Source organism: Acidobacteriota bacterium, assembly GCA_016208495.1.
Taxonomy (GTDB): domain Bacteria; phylum Acidobacteriota; class Blastocatellia; order Chloracidobacteriales; family Chloracidobacteriaceae; genus JACQXX01.
In genome coordinates this window covers 1-16,363 of sequence record JACQXX010000110.1, presented here as the reverse complement: position 1 = coordinate 16,363, position 16,363 = coordinate 1, and the positions used below count along the sequence as shown (strand labels likewise).

Here is a 16,363-nt window from a genome sequence, read left to right as displayed (position 1 = left end):
AGCTGGAGTGATGGCAACCGCCACCACTTCTGACCAAAAAAACATAATGAAAAACCCAATTAACCGAAGAGAATTCCTCAAACACGCTGCACTGGCGGCCCTTTTTCCTTCAAGCGTCAGTGTTTCCGGCGCACAAAAACATCACCGGCCCAGCACGCGAAAGAGAATTGTAATCATCGGTGCTGGATTGGCGGGGCTGTCAGCCGCTTATGAACTTACCCAGGCTGGCCACGACGTGATGGTACTTGAAGCCCGCACACGTGCCGGGGGCCGGGTTTACACGTTGCGGGAGCCGTTCTCCGATGGGCTGTATGCCGAAGCCGGTGCGGCTCACATTCCAGACATTCATTACCAAACAATCAGATATGCTCGTCTCTTTGGTCTGACACTGGTTCCATTTTCGCCTTACGGGCAATCCGATACTTCTTATCTCAGAGGGAAACGAATAAAGGTTCCTGCTGGCAGGCATATTGAGCTTTCAAGTTTACCTTTGTCGCTCAAACCAGAAGAGAGGAAAGGTGGCGTACCTGGCCTGTGGGAGCGCTATGTCACACCTGTCTTAACTGAAATTGGACGTCCTAAAACGAAAGGTTGGCTTTCTGAATCGCTCAGAAAATTTGATCGCCTGACATTTGCAGAACTTTTGCGTGAGTGTGGGGCCTCATCCGATGCGATTGCACTGTTGGAAATGCCTTACTACAAACCGGAAGACGACCAGATTTCAGCCTTGTGGTGGTTACGCGAAGCAGCGCTCCTGAAAGACCAAAAACTGGACTATAAAATTAAAGGCGGAAACGATCTGCTTCCCAAAGCATTTGCAAAGCGGCTGGCTACGAAAATTCATTATGGCGCTGAGGTTGTCCGGATTGAGCACGACCGCCAAAGCGTGACCATCACATATCATCAGGCTGGAACCACACGCCAGCTTTCGACAGACTATCTGGTGTGTGCCACTCCGTTCACGACCCTGCGGCGCATCGAAATTTCCCCACCATTTTCAAGCGACAAACAGCAGGCAATCAATCACCATGCTTACGACTCGGTTACGCGGGTCTTCCTTCAAACAAACCAGCGGAGTTGGGAAAAAGAAGGGGTAAGTGGTTTTGCCAGGACTGATCTACCTGAAGAAATCTGGCATCCGACATTTGACCAGACGGGCAAACGGGGAATACTCGTTTCTTACCGTTCAGGCGTTCAAGCCCGGCAACTGTCGGCGCTTTCTGAAAAAGACCGGATTTCGGCTGTGAGCAACCAGCTTGAGCAAGTCTTCCCAGGACTGAGCGAGACCCTGGAAAGCGGCGTGAGTTATTGCTGGGATGAAGACCAGTGGGCGTGTGGTGCCTATTCGATCTTGAAGCCTGGGGAAATGTTTTCACTTTTCCCTCACATTGCGCGACCAGAAGGTCGAGTATATTTCGCCGGAGAGCACACCTCAATGTGGCCCGGCTGGATGCAAGGGGCGCTCGATTCGGGCAATCGTGTGACACAGGAAATCATCCTGGCTCCCTGAAATTCAATCCCAAACCTTATAGGAAAAAATACCCATTGCCATGAACTCAAATCCTTCCTCATTGCCACGTTTGTTCGTCACACTGGTACTGGCACTGCCAGTTCTGATGCTGAATTTGGCCAATGCTCGCACCTCAAATCAACCAGCCGCGCACACAACTCCCGATCCAGCATTGCTGGCTGCGATCAAACAGATCAAAGCGATTGACCACCATGCCCATCCGATGCGGCTGGTGAAGGACGGCGAGGGGGACAATGAATCAGATGCGCTCACGCTTGAGGGCATTGAACCGTTTCCCCTCCCTGTACGCTTGCGTCCAGATAACCCCGAATATATTGCAGCCTGGAAGGCTCTCTATGGGTATCCTTACACCGATGCAACTGAAGCACATTTGCGTGAATTGAAGGAATTGAGACGACAGGTAATGAGCAAACAGGGTGATATGTATCCAGCCTGGGTGCTTGATCAGTTGGGGATTGAAACCATGTTTGCCAACCGGGTAGCCATGGGGACTGGTCTTCAATCACCACGTTTCAGGTGGGTCAGCTTTGTTGATGCCTTACTGCTCCCCCTGAGCACAAAAGCGGCACGAAACATCAATTCCGATTATTGTTCTTTCTACCTTGATGAAGAGCGCCTTTTAAAAAACTATCTTGCCAGTCTAGGAATTAAATCATTGCCGGCGACGTTGGATAAGTATTTGGCAACGGTTGTGACTCCCATTCTGGAACAACAAAAACGCGATGGTGTCGTAGGGGTCAAATTTGAAGCGGCTTATCTCCGTACTCTGGACTTTGCAGATGCCGATGAAGCTGACGCCAAAAGAATCTATGCAAACTATGTCAGAGGTGGTGAGCCACCGGCTACCGAATACAAAATACTGCAAGATTACCTTTTCCGTTCCATCGCACGAGAAGCAGGCCGCCTTGGTCTTGCCGTCCATATTCACACAGGGATTGGTATTGGTGCCTATTTCAATGTTACCGGATCCAATCCGCTTTTGCTTGAGTCTGCCCTCAATGATCCGACTTTGCGCAAGACAAATTTTGTGCTGGTGCATGGCGGCTGGCCCTTTTCTACACAGACAACGGCCTTACTTACAAAACCGAACGTCTATGTAGATTTTTCCGCTCAGACATTTCTCCGTCAACCGCACGAATTAAGTCTGGTGATCCGTCAATGGCTGGAGTTTGTCCCGGAAAAAGTGTTGTTTGGGACAGATGCCTTTGGTCTGGTTCCAGAGATTGGATGGGAGGAAACCGGCTGGCTTACCACGAAAACCAGCCGGCAGGCACTTGGGATGGCTCTCACCGATATGATGAACGAGGGTGAAATCACAAGGGATCAAGCCCTGAAACTGGCCAGAATGGTGCTGCGTGAAAACACGATCAATTTGTATGGATTCAAGACAGAGTAATGTCCGATGCAGATACAAAGCTCAAAAAAACGCTTATTTCAATAACTGTTCTCGTCACCTGAAATGAAAGGAGACTTTCACAATGAGTGTATCCCTGGATATTTCCCAACCAGCCGGGATTAAGCTTCCTCCAGGACCAAAAGGGATCCCATTTTTTGGGAGTTTTTTAGATTTTCGTCGTGACCCACTCGATTTTCTGCGAGCTGTGGCCCTTGAGCACGGCGATATCGTCCATCTGAAATTTTGGAATCAGCGGATTTACCTTCTCAATCACCCTGATTACATTCGCGATGTATTGATGACCGGCAACCAGAATTTTATTAAGAGTCGGGGGGTCGAACGCACAAAAGTGTTTCTGGGAAAAGGACTATTAACCAGTGAAGGTGAATTCTGGCGCCGTCAGCGCCGACTTTCACAACCAGCTTTTCACCGCCAGCGCATTGCCGCGTATGGCACCGTGATGGTTGAACAGGCCCAACGGATGCGAGCCCGGTGGCAGGATGGTGACCGGCTCGACATGAGGAAAGAAATGATGCGATTGACACTGGCTGTCGTTGGCAAAACCCTCTTTGACACTGATGTTGAGGGCGATGCCGAAGACATTGGTGCCGCTCTCAATGTCATTGAGCAAAATTTCAACCGGTTGCTGCTGCCGTTTGCCGAATGGCTCGACAAATTGCCGCTCCCGTCCAATATTCGGCTTTGGCGGGCAATTGAGATGCTCGACAGCGTGATCTATCGCCTGATTTCAGAACGACGGCTCAACGGCAACGACCACGGTGACTTGCTTTCGATGCTGGTCTTTGCCCGCGACGAAGAAGGCGACGGCAGCGGAATGAATGACCGTCAGTTGCGCGACGAAGCAATGACCATCTTTCTGGCGGGGCACGGGACGACAGCCCATGCCTTGACCTGGACGTGGTATTTGCTCTCACAAAATCCGGCGGCTGAAGCGGCGCTCCAGACCGAGATTGACCAGGTTCTCAAGGGTAGAGCTCCAACCTTTGAAGATTTGCCAAACCTGCGGTACGCCGAAATGGTTTTCAATGAGGCCATGCGGATGTATCCACCAGCCTGGGCGCTGGGCCGACGGGCAATCAACGGGTTTGACATCGGCGGCTATCACATTCCTGCGGGAGCCACCATTGTGCTCAGTCCCTGGGTGATGCACCACGATCCACGGTACTTTCCTGACCCATTCCGTTTTGATCCGGACCGATGGACACCCGAAGCCAGAGCCGAACGCCCAAAGTTTTCTTTCTTTCCGTTTGGCGGCGGGGCACGCGTTTGTATTGGCGAAAGCTTTGCCCGAATGGAAGGGGTGCTCCTGATCGCAACCCTGGCCCAACAGTGGCGACTTCAGTTGGTTCCACATCAAACCGTTGAACCCCGGGCAATTATCGCATTGCAGCCGAAAAATGAACTCTGGATGACAGCAGTTCGCAATGGATTCAGATAATCCCTGAGGTCAGAACCAGCCTGGAATGCCCTTTATCCATAAAGAGTTGGCCACTCTCCATCATCTTCCAGGCAAATCCCAACCTTTCCGCAACGGAAATTTCCTTCAAAAGACTCTGCTACAGCCATCTATAGCTCCTCTGAAAAATACCTGACTGAACCGCTGCCCATCTTGTTTTTCATTGTTTCTGGGCGTCGTTGAAAACGACATGAATGACTTTTCAGATAAATATTTCTGTTCCGAAGTAACGCCTTCAGGCGTGAGACGCGCTGGGTGGGACGGAAGAAAAAACCTCTCGTCTCAAGACGATATGCTGAACCTTTTTCTGAAAGGCTATACCTGGCAAAACCAATAAGGCTATCTCAGCTCAATCAAGATTAAATAAGTACTTTACCGAAAATTCCAAGACATTTTAACCACGAAAAACACGAAAAACACGAAAAGAATCAAACACTTACCAAATTCAATATCTCAGGAAACTTACGACAGAGTACTTACCATCGCACAAAAGGATTGTAACAATGATTCATCATATTTCGATTTCAGCAAAAAATACCCGAAAAGTTGCCGATATCCTGGCAGAAGTCATTGGTGGTCAAGTGGCTCCAGCACCGCCTGAATTCCCGTCCGATTCCTGGTTTGTACTGGCTAGAGATGAGTACGGTTCTTTTATTGAGGTGATGCCGTACGGTACGGAACTTCAACCTGGAGATGGGATTCCAACGTTTATCCAAACCCAGCCCGGTTCACCATATTCAGCCAGTCATGCCCTTATTTCAGTGACGGCACCCTGTAATCACATTGTACAGATTGGCGAGCGTGAAGGATGGAAAACCGAGCGGTGCCATCGTGGCCCCTTTGAGTTGATTGAGTTTTGGGTCGAGAACCGAATCTTGATTGAGTTCACCACACCGGAAATGACAGCTCAGTACATTGAATTTTTAACCAATACCAGTTTGTAGTCAGTAGTCAGTAGTCAGTAGCTGAGTGTTGGAATTTTGAATTATCTATCAAGTCTATTTGGTTCTTTTTGAGTTATTTAGGAACAATCCTTTTCAAGAATTCCACGGATTCAACAATCTGAGTTTTGTCTGCTGACTACTGACTACTGACTTATCAACTACTAACCACTGACTACTGACCATAAACTGACATTATTTTGCCAGCTTCAAATTCTCGATGAAATCACGATCCTTGGTGCCAGTGTGGCAGACAAAACACGAATCCTGCCCGCGTTCTTCAAGATCGGAAACCAGGGCATAGGTCAACCCGCGATCAGCCCACGAAATCACCTTCAACCCATTGATCGAATCACAGTGAAAAGTAATCCCCTTTGATTTGATTTCTTCGCCGCCTGACGGCATCACGACTGAATTGGCTGTCACCACGAGCGTGATCGGACGGTGCTGCATTTCATAGGCGACAAACGCCGCATAATCATTTTTAAACCCGACCAGGCGGGCGCCTTCGAGCTGGTATAGTCTCGTTTGGCCTGAAGATTCCTGATAATTTGGCAACTTCAATTGGAACGCGACTTTCCCGGCAAACCAGGCTGAGATTTGATCGGGCGAAGCAGTCGTGATTTCAAGCGGAAGCTGCCCGCGCAACCGGCGAACATGCGTATCAACCGCCATTCGGGCAAATTCCGAAGGGGTTGGCATCAGGCGATTTATTGGGAGCAATCCCAAAACCCAAATCCCAATCAGCACCATCACCAGAATTGATGCGACCACGGCCAGCGGCTTCCAGTTCCAGAAGGAACTCGTTGGCGAACTGTTGTGAACGTCCATTGATTTTTGGATTCGGTCCCGAAGCGACGCCGGTGCCCGGTGCGGGGCTGAAACTTCGGAAATGGTCTGTTCGATTTTGGCTCGAAAATTGGAGCTGACCCGGTAGAGCGGCTGGCAGGCACGAATGTGCGCCAGAAACTGCTGTTCTTGCTCAAACACCTTGTGGCACGACTCGCATTGACCCAGATGGTCGGCAAGCTGCGCGCGTTCTGGTTCGCCCAGTTCTTCATCCAGGTAAAAGCTGATTTGATCTCGAAATCGGTCACACTGAGTCATCGCTGAAAATACCAGATTACCTTTCACCAGGAGACGGATTCATGTCTGAAGGGCTCAGCAACAATCGAAGCTGTTCTCTGGCACGTCCAAGCCGGGACATCACCGTCCCAATCGGACATTGCAGAATGCTGGCAATTTGTTGATAGCTGAACCCTTCGATGTCGCGCAAGACCACCACTTCGCGATGGGTCTCTGAAAGTCGGCTGATGGCGGTTTGCACCTGTTCACGTTCAATTTTCTGAACCAGTCGCAGGTGCGGGTTGCTCTGCTCGGAATCAAGCCAGTCACGGCGGGAATCTTCCTCGGCATCCAGTTCCACAAACTGCGGACCGCTCCGATGATGACGGATCTGATTGAGCCAGATATTGCGCATGATGGCAAACAACCAGCTTTTCAGATTGCTGTCAGGGAGCAATCGTCCAAATGCCCGGGCGGCCCGGAGGTAGGTTTCCTGGACCAGATCTTCCGCCTCAGTCTGGTTGCGGGTCAAAGCCATGGCAAAGCCGTAGAGCGCATCCAGGTGCTCCAACGCTGACTGACTAAATTGGGAAGATTGCGTCGGGTCTGATTTCATTTCCGGCCTGTGATGTGAAAGAAGGTGACTGGCAGCATACCACCAATCTGCACTGAAATCCTTGTGTGAGCAAACAGTCAAGTGATTCAACCAACTAAACTTAGTGAACTACTGACTACTGACTACTGACTTCAAACTGATATAACACCTCACCCGAGAAAAAATTCCTTCCCTTTTTTCCAAATTCGACGGAATAAACCTCCATCTCGGGTGTTCTTACCCGCAGACCAGCTTCACACAAGTCATCTCCTCCCTTCCACTCGACTTGTTTGAGTCCCTAGAGCGGCGTCAAGCCGTCGCAGTCCAAAATATTTCAACGAAGGAGCCCGCTATGCACAAAACACTTCTGGTGCTCACATCGCGGTTTGATTCTACCCAGCCGCGTCACCGGCTATGGTGGGTGAAAGTTTTCATTCTAGTTGTGTTTGCACTGGCTACGGTTGGAGTTACTTCAATCAGCAAGCACACTGATGCCGCCACCGGTTCAGTTCCACAAAAATTGCCCGTTGCGATTCCCAAGGGAATCCCGGCGGATTTGTTTGAATCCTTAATTCCAAAAGACAACCCGCTGACACCTGAAAAGATTGCCCTGGGTGAAAAGCTTTTCTTTGATAAACGCCTGTCATCTGATCGGACGGTCAGTTGTGCCACCTGCCACGACCCGGCGATGGGTTTTGCCGATGGCAATATGGTCGGCATCGGTATCGAGTTGAAAAAAGGTGCTCGCAACTCGCCGACGATCCTCAACGCCATGTTTAATGAAGTTCAGTTCTGGGATGGCCGGGCACCGTCGCTTGAAGAACAATCCAAACTCCCGCTTATCAACCCGCTTGAAATGGGAATGAAAGATCACGCGCAGGTTGTCGAGCGCGTCAAAGAAGTCCCCGAGTACAAAGCCGAATTCACCAAAGTCTTTGGCAATGAAGGCATTACCATTGACACAATTGCCAGGGCGATTGCTTCGTTTGAACGAACCCAGCTTTCGGGTGATGCCCCATTTGACCGCTTTATCGCCGGAGACCAGAACGCCATTTCCGAGTCAGCCAAACGCGGCTGGGATTTATACAATGGCCAGGCACGCTGTATTTCGTGCCATGCCTTCAACCCATCAAATCCGTTCTTCACCGATTTCAAATTCCACAACATCGGCGTTGCCGCCAAAGATCAAAACTTCCCGGCCCTGGCCCGCAAATCCCGGCAACTGATTGCCCAGGGCAAAGACAGCGCCCTGGTGGTGGATGAACTGGCCTTACAGCCTGGTTTTTCAGAACTTGGCCGCTATCTCATCACCAAACAGCCCAAAGACATTGGCGCATTTAAAACGTCCATGCTTCGCGATATCGAATTGACCGCCCCCTATATGCACAACGGGTCGGAAAAAACACTCCTCGATGTGGTCAAGTTTTATGACAAGGGCGGAGAACTCAATCCAAATCTGGATGGCGGCATGCGTCCGCTCAAAATGACTGATGCGCAAATGAATGATCTGGTCGAGTTTTTGAAAACCCTCACCAGTGACACCAGCCGCCAGCGAATGCAGGCGCTCAAGCCGCAAACCCGCGAACCCGCGAAATAGCGAGAAGGAGGCAACACCTATGTTTCCCTTAAAATGGGGCAAGCGACGCGAAGAGTATCTGCGCGAACGTGAACAGTGGTTCAACGAACTGATGCAGGCCGGCCAAACCATGATGGGCCGGCGGCGATTCCTGGAAATGACGGCCTGGGCTGGGGCGGCAGCCGCCGTCAAATCATTTACACCACAATCCTTCCAACTGGTGGAAGTGGTCCAGGCGGCTGAGCCAATTCGGGCCGATGAGCGGCCATTCACATTTGCCTATATTTCAGATTCGCATTTGTATGAAAAAACGCTCAACGAACGATTTGTCCGCCAGCTTGAACGCGCCGTGGCCGACATCAATGCCCTCGACCCACAACCAGATTTTGTGCTTTATGGCGGAGACCTGGCCCAACTGGGTCAACCAGCCGAATTAAAAATCGGTGCCCAAATTCTCAAGGATGTCAAAGCACCGATCAAAATGATGGTTGGCGAACACGACTGGTTTCTGGATATGGGCGACTTGTGGAAAGACATGTTTGGGCCGGCTTATTATTCCTTTGACCATAAAGGCATCCACTTTGTCACCCTGATGAGCGTCAATGAAAAGGATTTCTGGACCGCCAAAGGGCTGACGCCAATGCAGCGCATGCAGATTGTTTCCGGTCTGGATGATGGTCGTCAGAGCGCCTTTGAAGTCGGCGAAGAAGAACGCGAATGGCTCAAACGCGATCTGGAAAAAGTCCCGAAAGACACGCCACTGGTCGTTTTTTCACATTCCCCGCTGTATAAACTCTACCGCAACTGGAACTTCTGGACTGATGACGCCGAAGAAGTCCAGGCGCTGTTACGGCCCTTCAAGACCGTCACGGTCATTCACGGACACACCCATCAGGTTTTGACCAATCGCATTGACAACATCCACTTCCACGGCATGCTGTCAACCGCCTGGCCGTGGCCATATGCCCCACAAGGGCTGCCCAAATTGACAGTTCAAATGAACCGCGTTGACCCGTTCAATCAAACCGAAGGCATGGGCGATGGCACCATTCAGGTGAAACCGAATGGTCGAGTTGATAAAGATTACAACCTCTGGAACCGCAACCCGATGAAAGTCTCAGCCCGCTATTTGAATTCCAACGGCGCGGAAGATTCACCAGCCAAAACGACGATCCCGTCTTACTGATGATAGGGGGCTGGGGATAGGGAGTAGGGATTGGATATGGTTTTTCAGCCCCAGGCCCTCAGCCCTGGTTGTGAGCACATCGGTTCCATATGGAGAAAAAGGAGAAGTTCCAATGAAAACACGGCAGTGGTTCAAACTGAGTTTCATTCTGATCGTCGCGGTGGCGGCACTGACAATTTATGGCGTGGCCCAGGCTCAACAAAAATCAGCGCCGCTTCCACAACATCCGCCAGCACCTGGCGATGGCAAAAACCTGGTGATTCAGTTGTGCGACGGTGAAACCAACCTTGAAATGAAAGGGGTCAAACCCGACGAACGGCTTTCCCCTGACCAGGCGCAAACCGCAGCGAATAAACTGATGTCAATGTGGTTTGCCAAAACCGACCCCAACGTCGCCGAAGCCTGGAAAAAGGAAATGGCTGAGGCACTGGCTCAAAAGAAAGGTTCGGAAAAAGCAGCACCGGCCAGTCAGTCAGAACAGGACGGGGTGTTTACGGCCCGAGAGCGTCAGGTTTGGGAACGTGAACTTGCCCGCGAAGTCGAATATGGCAATCAAATTTTCCACGATGACAAACTTGTCGGCAGCACCAATGGCGTCTCCTGTGCGATGTGCCATCCAAACGCAGCCAACACCCATCCGGAGACTTATCCCAAGTACCAGATTCAGCTCCAACGCGTGGCCCTGCTCCGCGACATGATCAACTGGTGCATTGAGAACCCGTCCCGGGGCAAAAAACTTGACGCGGATGACCCGAAAATGCGCGCCATCGAAGCCTACATCATGGCCCAGCGCAAAGGCGTTGCCATGGAATACGGCAAGCATTGAAAAACCGAGGTTGAAGATATTGGGCTGAAGAATATGGGTTAGAGACTCTACCTACGTTCTTCAGCCCCAAGTCTTTACGAAAGGTGCCCTAAATCAATAATTGCCAGTTCTCCCACATGGGAAAGTTCAGTCAGAGCGAAATTCGGTCCCAGAAATTCTGGTGCATTTCCCAACTCAGGTTTTTCACACCAGGTCCTGCCGCTTCCATTAAATAATTCAGTAATGTCAAACCGCCGCTGGAGAATTTCTTTGCGATAGTACCAGTCTGCTCCACCAGTTCTTTCAAGCTCTTGATAGGAAACACCTTGAAGCCTAAGTTTTCCCCAATCGGGAAAAGAACCGGCAAAGTCCCGGTCTTGGGAAGATGAAAAGAAAATTTGGGAATGGTTATTGAGCACACCGGGACTGATTTCGGCCTGGCTGGAAACCCTTTCCACCAGTTCAAAAACATTCCTCCAGGTTGAGTGAAATACTTGCTTCTGCCACTGACTGGTAACAGTTGATGAATACTGAATTTCATCAGGATACTTGAACACAATGGCTGCCATTGGATGTAAACCCACAAATTGCTTGATGTCGTTACTGGAGTACCCAACTTTATAGAGAGATTGTTGTAAAGTAAGACCACTGATTTCCTGTGGAAGGGTGAGAAATACAAATGGTGGTCCTGCCAGATAGGAATCTGGGTTCAATGTAGTCCCATTCAGAACATCTCCCAACTTATTGAGTCTCAGAAACACCTGTGGATCAGTTGGGTTGTTATTCGGGTGTGAGTAATGCCCGCTGACAAGCTCATCAATGCAGGTTTGAAGTTCTGGTGAGAGATTTCCAGATTGATAAACCACATTCATACAAACTCCTTTTGGTTTTGAGGACCTGTTAAACAATCTGATTGCGGCTGATCTCTTTTTTCAGAATCCCGATGGTTGTTTCAGGACAAGGTAAGAAAAACCGCGCCTTCCCAGATTCAGTAGTTACTTCGATAAGGAAAGGTAACTTATTCATCAGCAACCGCTTCAACAGCGTATAATCCTGCTCGACAAGCTGGATTTGATGAATTGATGTGTGACTCCAGGAAATGCGATTCATATCGCGAGGTAGGTTTCCTTTGTGCGGAATAAAGAGCAACCCTGAGTCACCAAAGTAACATATGCCTCCCACAGCGAAATTTGGCGTGGGGATATAGCTTCCAGGCAACCGATATCGGAACTGTTCGTCATGTTCGGGCAGGTCCACAAGTGCCGGATCCCGTGAGTAAAGCCGATCCATGAACTTTTTTACCTTTTGGCGCATGATCCAACCCCACGTCAGGCCGAAGAAAATCCCACTTAAAACACCCAACAGTGTGCCAACAAAAAGCACAGCCTCTGCATTGGGAATGTTCCCGAAACCCTTGAAAACAAAAAGCAAGGCACCGGCACCGGCAACCCACATCCCGGTTCCAAACAGCACCCCACTCAATATCTGGGCTTGCTTCCAGTACCCGCTTTCATCCAGATCGTAGGTTTCACGTGGAAAGAGGTTTTCTGACATAACCTGTTGATCTCCATAAAGTTGTAACAGTTCTCAGCCAGGGACACACAAAACACAATTCCGCTTGCCAGTTTGTGCCATGGTGTCTATTTCTTTCCTTGTTTCCCAGCTTGCAAAGCTTTTCTCAGTTCACCAATGGTACCAAGTTTCTTCATTTTGATGGCTGAATAATCAAAAATCATCCCACCTTGAGCGGTGGTTGATTGGATTGGCCCCAGTGAAAAAATCTGCCAGTCCTGGATTGGCATTTCGGCTGGAATCTCAAGTTCCGGTGAGTTCTTGTACCACTTTCCAGTGAACTGCATTGTTTCTTTGACTTTTTCATCGTCAGGAGATTGGAAGATAAAGGTAAGATCAAATTGAATGTACTCTGTACCAACCGGGGTTGCGGTGCCTTTCAAACTCCAGGGTGGAGGAATTTCTAAACCGGCACTGATATTGTTGACCGAGATTTCATTCTTCCGTTCAACGATGCTGGCATCGAGGGGATCACTGATTGAATCGGGGCCCTTTGGGAAAGCTCGGACTAAAAGTGCATAGGCAAGTTTGACCGATAATATGTTTACATCCAGGACGTCTATTTCATACCCGCTTTCTGTTTTCAGTTCCTTGATCAGCAATACCGCATCCTCAATGACCAGAATGGTTCCAGAGTCCGATTCATTGTCTGCCTGATTATTTACTTCTAACCGAAGGTCGCTCTTATTTTTTCGAAATTCATATACTCCAACTGACTTCCTGTCCGCGCTTGTTATGGTCACCTGGAACCGGTTTGTTTCATACCACAAGTCTCCAGGCTTTCCTTTTGGCTTTGGTGCAGGTTTTTGTGAGTTTGCGTAAGATTGAAAACAGCCCTGAAGTACAAAGAGAAGAGTAATCACACCTGCCAGACAGATCTGTTTCTTCATCGGGTTTGCCCCTCCAATTTACGGTTTTTCCCAAATCAGAAGCAGGTGTTCATCTTTCTATGTGTAGCCTGACAACAAAAATATAGAAACTAGACACCCGGCAAAAACGAGCAAAGATACTTCGTATCTTGCTGATTGGTCAATCATTCGATCATTCTGGGGATCAGCCAATATTAGGAGAGGGTTCTATCATTGGCAAGCAGTATTGAGGTGAAATCGTATCATTTTTTATATAGGTGATTGGATATAACTTAAGGACGTCCCCCTGGATTTAGGGCCAAGAGCTGAAGACTTCAGGTTCTTCAACTCCAGGCCCAATCTCTTCAGCCCGTTTTCTTCAGCCCCAGGCTCTTAATGTCCATAACTCACCACGCGCGAAATCTTCCATTCTCCATCCTTGAAGCGCCAGATGTGTACAAACTTAAACGTGCCGCAATCGTCTCGCCCGTTTTCCTTGTGGCAAAACCGGTGTTGGCCAATCTGAATGGCACCAAAATCTTTGATCGGATACACTTCCAGGCTGCCCTTCACCAGGTCTCTTCGTAACCCGTTGGTTTTGCTTTGTTCGAACAGATTTCTCAGGTTTTCAATCGTCTGGTCGTAATTCGCCACCCCGCCGGTGTCATGGTAAAACTCGACATCTTTGGCAAACATTGTTTTTACTCTTTCAAGGTTGCGGGTGTTGAACGCTTCAAAAAGCTGGCTGTCCAGCCGGGAGATCGTGGAAAACAATTCGGTTGGTTCTTTAGTGGTCGTTGAGGTATTGCCAGCCGGAGACTGGGGAGATGCCGGAGACTGACCAAAAACGAAACCTGTCATACCCAGCCAAACTAATACTGTCAAAATACTTTGTTTCATGGAATCCTTTTGAATTTTGAATGGGATATTGAGGGGAATGAGTCTGTGGTGCAAAGGAACGTTCATCTGGGGCCGCTGGGTTTCATCCAGGTTGAACGTATCTCGCGCAGTTTAATCCTGGTCAGATAGGGCTTGTCCAGTTTGATTGACCTTTCTACAACGGAGGGAAGAGTTGATCTTCGTTGCGGAAAGGTCGCCTGGGCTTGACAACTCCCGCCCGAATGGGCGCCGGAAAATAGCCGGTGGTTTGCCGCTTTGGGCACACCACCGGATCCCGGTCCACATCGCTTCGCGCCCGGATGGGCGCTGGAACATCTTGTCGGTCGGGAATCCTCAATTTTCCGTAACTTTTGAGACTTTGGTCCAGCGCCCTGCCGGGCGCGAACGCTTCACGGCCCGCATTCCGGTGGGTGCGCCGCAAAGCCGGCTTCCACACCGGCTATTTTCCGGCGCCCTGCGGGCGAAAACCGACCTTTCCACAACAGAGGGAACAGTTGATGAAAAGATAGCCTGACTCATTCATTCAATGATATTCTGTCAGGCGACCTTCCTTTGATTCAACCGCACAACTTCACGAATCTGCTCAGGCCAACCCCTTTTCAAAATCTATTTGCCCAAGGATCAAGTGATGAATCACGTGTTCAACCCACTGTTTCTCTTGTTCATCGGTGTCTTTGCCCCAATTTGGTTAACCAGGGCTGATGGGGTCGAGGAAAACCCGTCAACGAATGCTCCGGCATCTCCCACCACTCAATTAACTCAATCAGAAGTTCAGTTGATCGAAGGCTTTCACCAGGAACGCGATCTCAACGGCGGCGAGCGTCATTTCTAAGTACCTTACCGAAAGTTTCCAGACATTTTAACCACGAAAAACACGAAAAACACGAAAAAGATCAACCACTTACCAAACCCAATATCTCAGGAAATTTATGACAAGGTACTTATCAGATCACGGTGAAAAGCAGCCAGTACTTAAACCTTGTGGTCAAACCAAAAGGAATTGACGTCAACCTGCGACTGTTCGGACCTGATTCAAAGCAACTGACTGAAATTGATACTCCAAACGGCCCTCAGGGATCCAAAGTACTGGCTGGTATTTTACCTGGAGCCGGCACCTATCACGTCGAGGTTGTTTCCACTGATACAACCGCACCTGCGGGAAGATATGAAGTGAGGGTCAGCGAGTTACAGACTCCGACCAAAATCGAGCAAACAGAACAGGAGCTTACAGACCTGCTTCAGAATGCAGATGCCGTGAAATGGGCCTGCTTCTACCGGATTTTGTGTTGGAGACAAATCAGAAGAACCAATCAGTCAGTACCACCCGCGTCAATGGGTGGGCTGGCTTGCTTCTTTCTAACCCCACCCGCTCACGCGGGTGGTACTGACAAGTTCTTTACTTCCAACGTTGACCTGGCATAACACAAAATCCGGTAGAAGCAGGAACAAAAGAATTGATGAGCGGTTTTTATCGTCGGTTGAAAGCTGGCGAAGGCCGAAGCGACGCGCTCCAAAATACTCAACTTGAACTGCTCAAAAGCCGACGCTGGAATCATCCGTTCTACTGGGCGTCTTTTATTCAATCCGGCGAGTGGGCCAATCTTGACGGAAAACGGTAAGTCACGACACCGGAAATGCGCATGAGTTTTTCGGGCTGAAGCCTTCGAGTCTGGGGCGAGAGACCATTTTCCTCCGCCTGACGTCTTCAACCCGACTCCCTCAATTCCAAATCTTCCGTTCGCGGTTCAAGGAATTCTTCAAGTATCACTGGCAGCCAGTCTTTTCCATCAAACCGCTCTTTCCATTTCAGACTGCGGTTGTAAGCCCAGGCAATCATTTTTGGGTCTTTGGCTGGACGGGTACAAAGGTATTTGGCGAGTGGCGGGATTCCAACCCGGCCAAGGTCGAGCCGGTCGGCATCCCAACAGGTCACCACCGTAATCTCGCCCTGTGTTTTGCCGTGGCTATGGCCTTCGCAGGCAAGTTGTAACAACCGCAAATCATCTGGCGGGAGGTCGTAATATTTCCCCTGCAACTGGGCGGCAAACATCGCGGCTCGCAGCCCATGATCATCATCACAGGTATCTAAATGGCGCTGGGAATCGTGAAGCACGGCAAAAAGCTCCACAACAGTTGGATTTGCACCGGTTACTTTGGCCAGCCTCAGACCATTATCCCGGACGCGTGCCCAGTGCGACACGCCGTGGATCCCTCGGTGACTCAGTTGAAATTGGCACAGTACATATTCGATCAATTCACGTGAAACCATAGAAAAACCAGGGTTGAGGGTATCGGCCATAAAACAAGGCGACGTTTTTCCCGAACCGCGCACCTAAGTGAGTTAGCAAAAGTTATTTGAAAAATAGCGAATGAGAGTTAAGCTCGACGGATGAGAAAAGCGAGGAGTCCATCAGAACTGGGGTTGAGTCGGCACGATGAGCGACGACTCAAAAAAATATTCAAGCAAACTG

18 protein-coding genes are annotated in these 16,363 nt (G+C 49.7%); 10 read left to right on the top strand and 8 right to left on the bottom strand.

The window, feature by feature from the left end; all coding sequences use genetic code 11:
• The first annotated feature begins 46 nt into the window (after positions 1-46).
• The 4 genes from HY774_22685 (at position 47) to HY774_22670 (ending at position 5,348) form a co-directional block, all read left to right on the top strand.
• A complete protein-coding gene (locus HY774_22685; GenBank protein ID MBI4751297.1) occupies positions 47-1,510 on the top strand; it encodes a flavin monoamine oxidase family protein in 1,464 nt (487 codons plus the stop codon).
• 40 nt (positions 1,511-1,550) lie between these two features.
• Positions 1,551-2,927 carry an amidohydrolase family protein gene (locus tag HY774_22680; protein MBI4751296.1) on the top strand — a complete coding sequence of 459 codons (1,377 nt, stop codon included), beginning with the start codon at positions 1,551-1,553 and terminating at the stop codon, positions 2,925-2,927.
• An 82-nt stretch (positions 2,928-3,009) separates the two neighbouring features.
• A complete protein-coding gene (locus tag HY774_22675; GenBank protein ID MBI4751295.1) occupies positions 3,010-4,386 on the top strand; it encodes a cytochrome P450 in 1,377 nt (458 codons plus the stop codon).
• A 521-nt stretch (positions 4,387-4,907) separates the two neighbouring features.
• The gene (locus HY774_22670; GenBank protein ID MBI4751294.1) at positions 4,908-5,348 is read left to right on the top strand and encodes a hypothetical protein; all 441 of its coding nucleotides are present in this window, start codon (positions 4,908-4,910) and stop codon (positions 5,346-5,348) included.
• A 192-nt stretch (positions 5,349-5,540) separates the two neighbouring features.
• On the opposite strand, the gene HY774_22665 is transcribed toward HY774_22670, so the two are convergent.
• Positions 5,541-6,452 carry a zf-HC2 domain-containing protein gene (locus tag HY774_22665; GenBank protein MBI4751293.1) on the bottom strand — a complete coding sequence of 304 codons (912 nt, stop codon included), beginning with the start codon at positions 6,450-6,452 and terminating at the stop codon, positions 5,541-5,543.
• A gap of 16 nt (positions 6,453-6,468) precedes the next feature.
• Entirely contained in the window at positions 6,469-7,026 is a 558-nt protein-coding gene (locus tag HY774_22660) for a sigma-70 family RNA polymerase sigma factor (GenBank protein MBI4751292.1), read from the bottom strand.
• Between the two features lie 331 nt (positions 7,027-7,357).
• Between HY774_22660 and HY774_22655 the strand changes: the two genes are divergently transcribed.
• The 3 genes from HY774_22655 (at position 7,358) to HY774_22645 (ending at position 10,593) form a co-directional block, all read left to right on the top strand.
• Positions 7,358-8,602: a cytochrome-c peroxidase gene (locus HY774_22655; GenBank protein MBI4751291.1), complete on the top strand. Its 1,245-nt coding sequence runs from the start codon at positions 7,358-7,360 to the stop codon at positions 8,600-8,602.
• Between the two features lie 91 nt (positions 8,603-8,693).
• Entirely contained in the window at positions 8,694-9,767 is a 1,074-nt protein-coding gene (locus tag HY774_22650) for a metallophosphoesterase (protein MBI4751290.1), read from the top strand.
• A gap of 112 nt (positions 9,768-9,879) precedes the next feature.
• Positions 9,880-10,593 (top strand): cytochrome C, encoded by a 714-nt coding sequence (locus HY774_22645; protein ID MBI4751289.1) that lies wholly within the window; start codon positions 9,880-9,882, stop codon positions 10,591-10,593.
• A gap of 74 nt (positions 10,594-10,667) precedes the next feature.
• Here the strand turns inward: HY774_22645 and HY774_22640 are convergent, their stop codons facing one another.
• The 5 genes from HY774_22640 to HY774_22620 form a co-directional block, all read right to left on the bottom strand.
• Positions 10,668-11,444 carry a hypothetical protein gene (locus tag HY774_22640; protein ID MBI4751288.1) on the bottom strand — a complete coding sequence of 259 codons (777 nt, stop codon included), beginning with the start codon at positions 11,442-11,444 and terminating at the stop codon, positions 10,668-10,670.
• Positions 11,445-11,472: 28 nt separating this feature from the next.
• Positions 11,473-12,126, bottom strand: coding sequence for a hypothetical protein (locus HY774_22635; protein MBI4751287.1), 654 nt, complete (start codon positions 12,124-12,126; stop codon positions 11,473-11,475).
• 86 nt (positions 12,127-12,212) lie between these two features.
• Positions 12,213-12,887: a hypothetical protein gene (locus HY774_22630; GenBank protein MBI4751286.1), complete on the bottom strand. Its 675-nt coding sequence runs from the start codon at positions 12,885-12,887 to the stop codon at positions 12,213-12,215.
• A gap of 498 nt (positions 12,888-13,385) precedes the next feature.
• Positions 13,386-13,853 carry a nuclear transport factor 2 family protein gene (locus HY774_22625; GenBank protein MBI4751285.1) on the bottom strand — a complete coding sequence of 156 codons (468 nt, stop codon included), beginning with the start codon at positions 13,851-13,853 and terminating at the stop codon, positions 13,386-13,388.
• A gap of 193 nt (positions 13,854-14,046) precedes the next feature.
• Positions 14,047-14,328, bottom strand: a complete 282-nt coding sequence (locus tag HY774_22620) for a hypothetical protein (protein ID MBI4751284.1) — start codon at positions 14,326-14,328, stop codon at positions 14,047-14,049.
• Positions 14,329-14,520: 192 nt separating this feature from the next.
• Here HY774_22620 and HY774_22615 point away from each other — a divergent pair, with 192 nt between their 5' ends.
• The 3 genes from HY774_22615 (at position 14,521) to HY774_22605 (ending at position 15,511) form a co-directional block, all read left to right on the top strand.
• Positions 14,521-14,724 (top strand): hypothetical protein, encoded by a 204-nt coding sequence (locus HY774_22615; GenBank protein ID MBI4751283.1) that lies wholly within the window; start codon positions 14,521-14,523, stop codon positions 14,722-14,724.
• A 122-nt stretch (positions 14,725-14,846) separates the two neighbouring features.
• The gene (locus HY774_22610) at positions 14,847-15,314 is read left to right on the top strand and encodes a hypothetical protein (GenBank protein MBI4751282.1); all 468 of its coding nucleotides are present in this window, start codon (positions 14,847-14,849) and stop codon (positions 15,312-15,314) included.
• A gap of 35 nt (positions 15,315-15,349) precedes the next feature.
• Positions 15,350-15,511 carry a CHAT domain-containing protein gene (locus HY774_22605; GenBank protein MBI4751281.1) on the top strand — a complete coding sequence of 54 codons (162 nt, stop codon included), beginning with the start codon at positions 15,350-15,352 and terminating at the stop codon, positions 15,509-15,511.
• Positions 15,512-15,597: 86 nt separating this feature from the next.
• On the opposite strand, the gene HY774_22600 is transcribed toward HY774_22605, so the two are convergent.
• The gene (locus HY774_22600) at positions 15,598-16,161 is read right to left on the bottom strand and encodes a hypothetical protein (protein ID MBI4751280.1); all 564 of its coding nucleotides are present in this window, start codon (positions 16,159-16,161) and stop codon (positions 15,598-15,600) included.
• Positions 16,162-16,363: the final 202 nt, after the last annotated feature.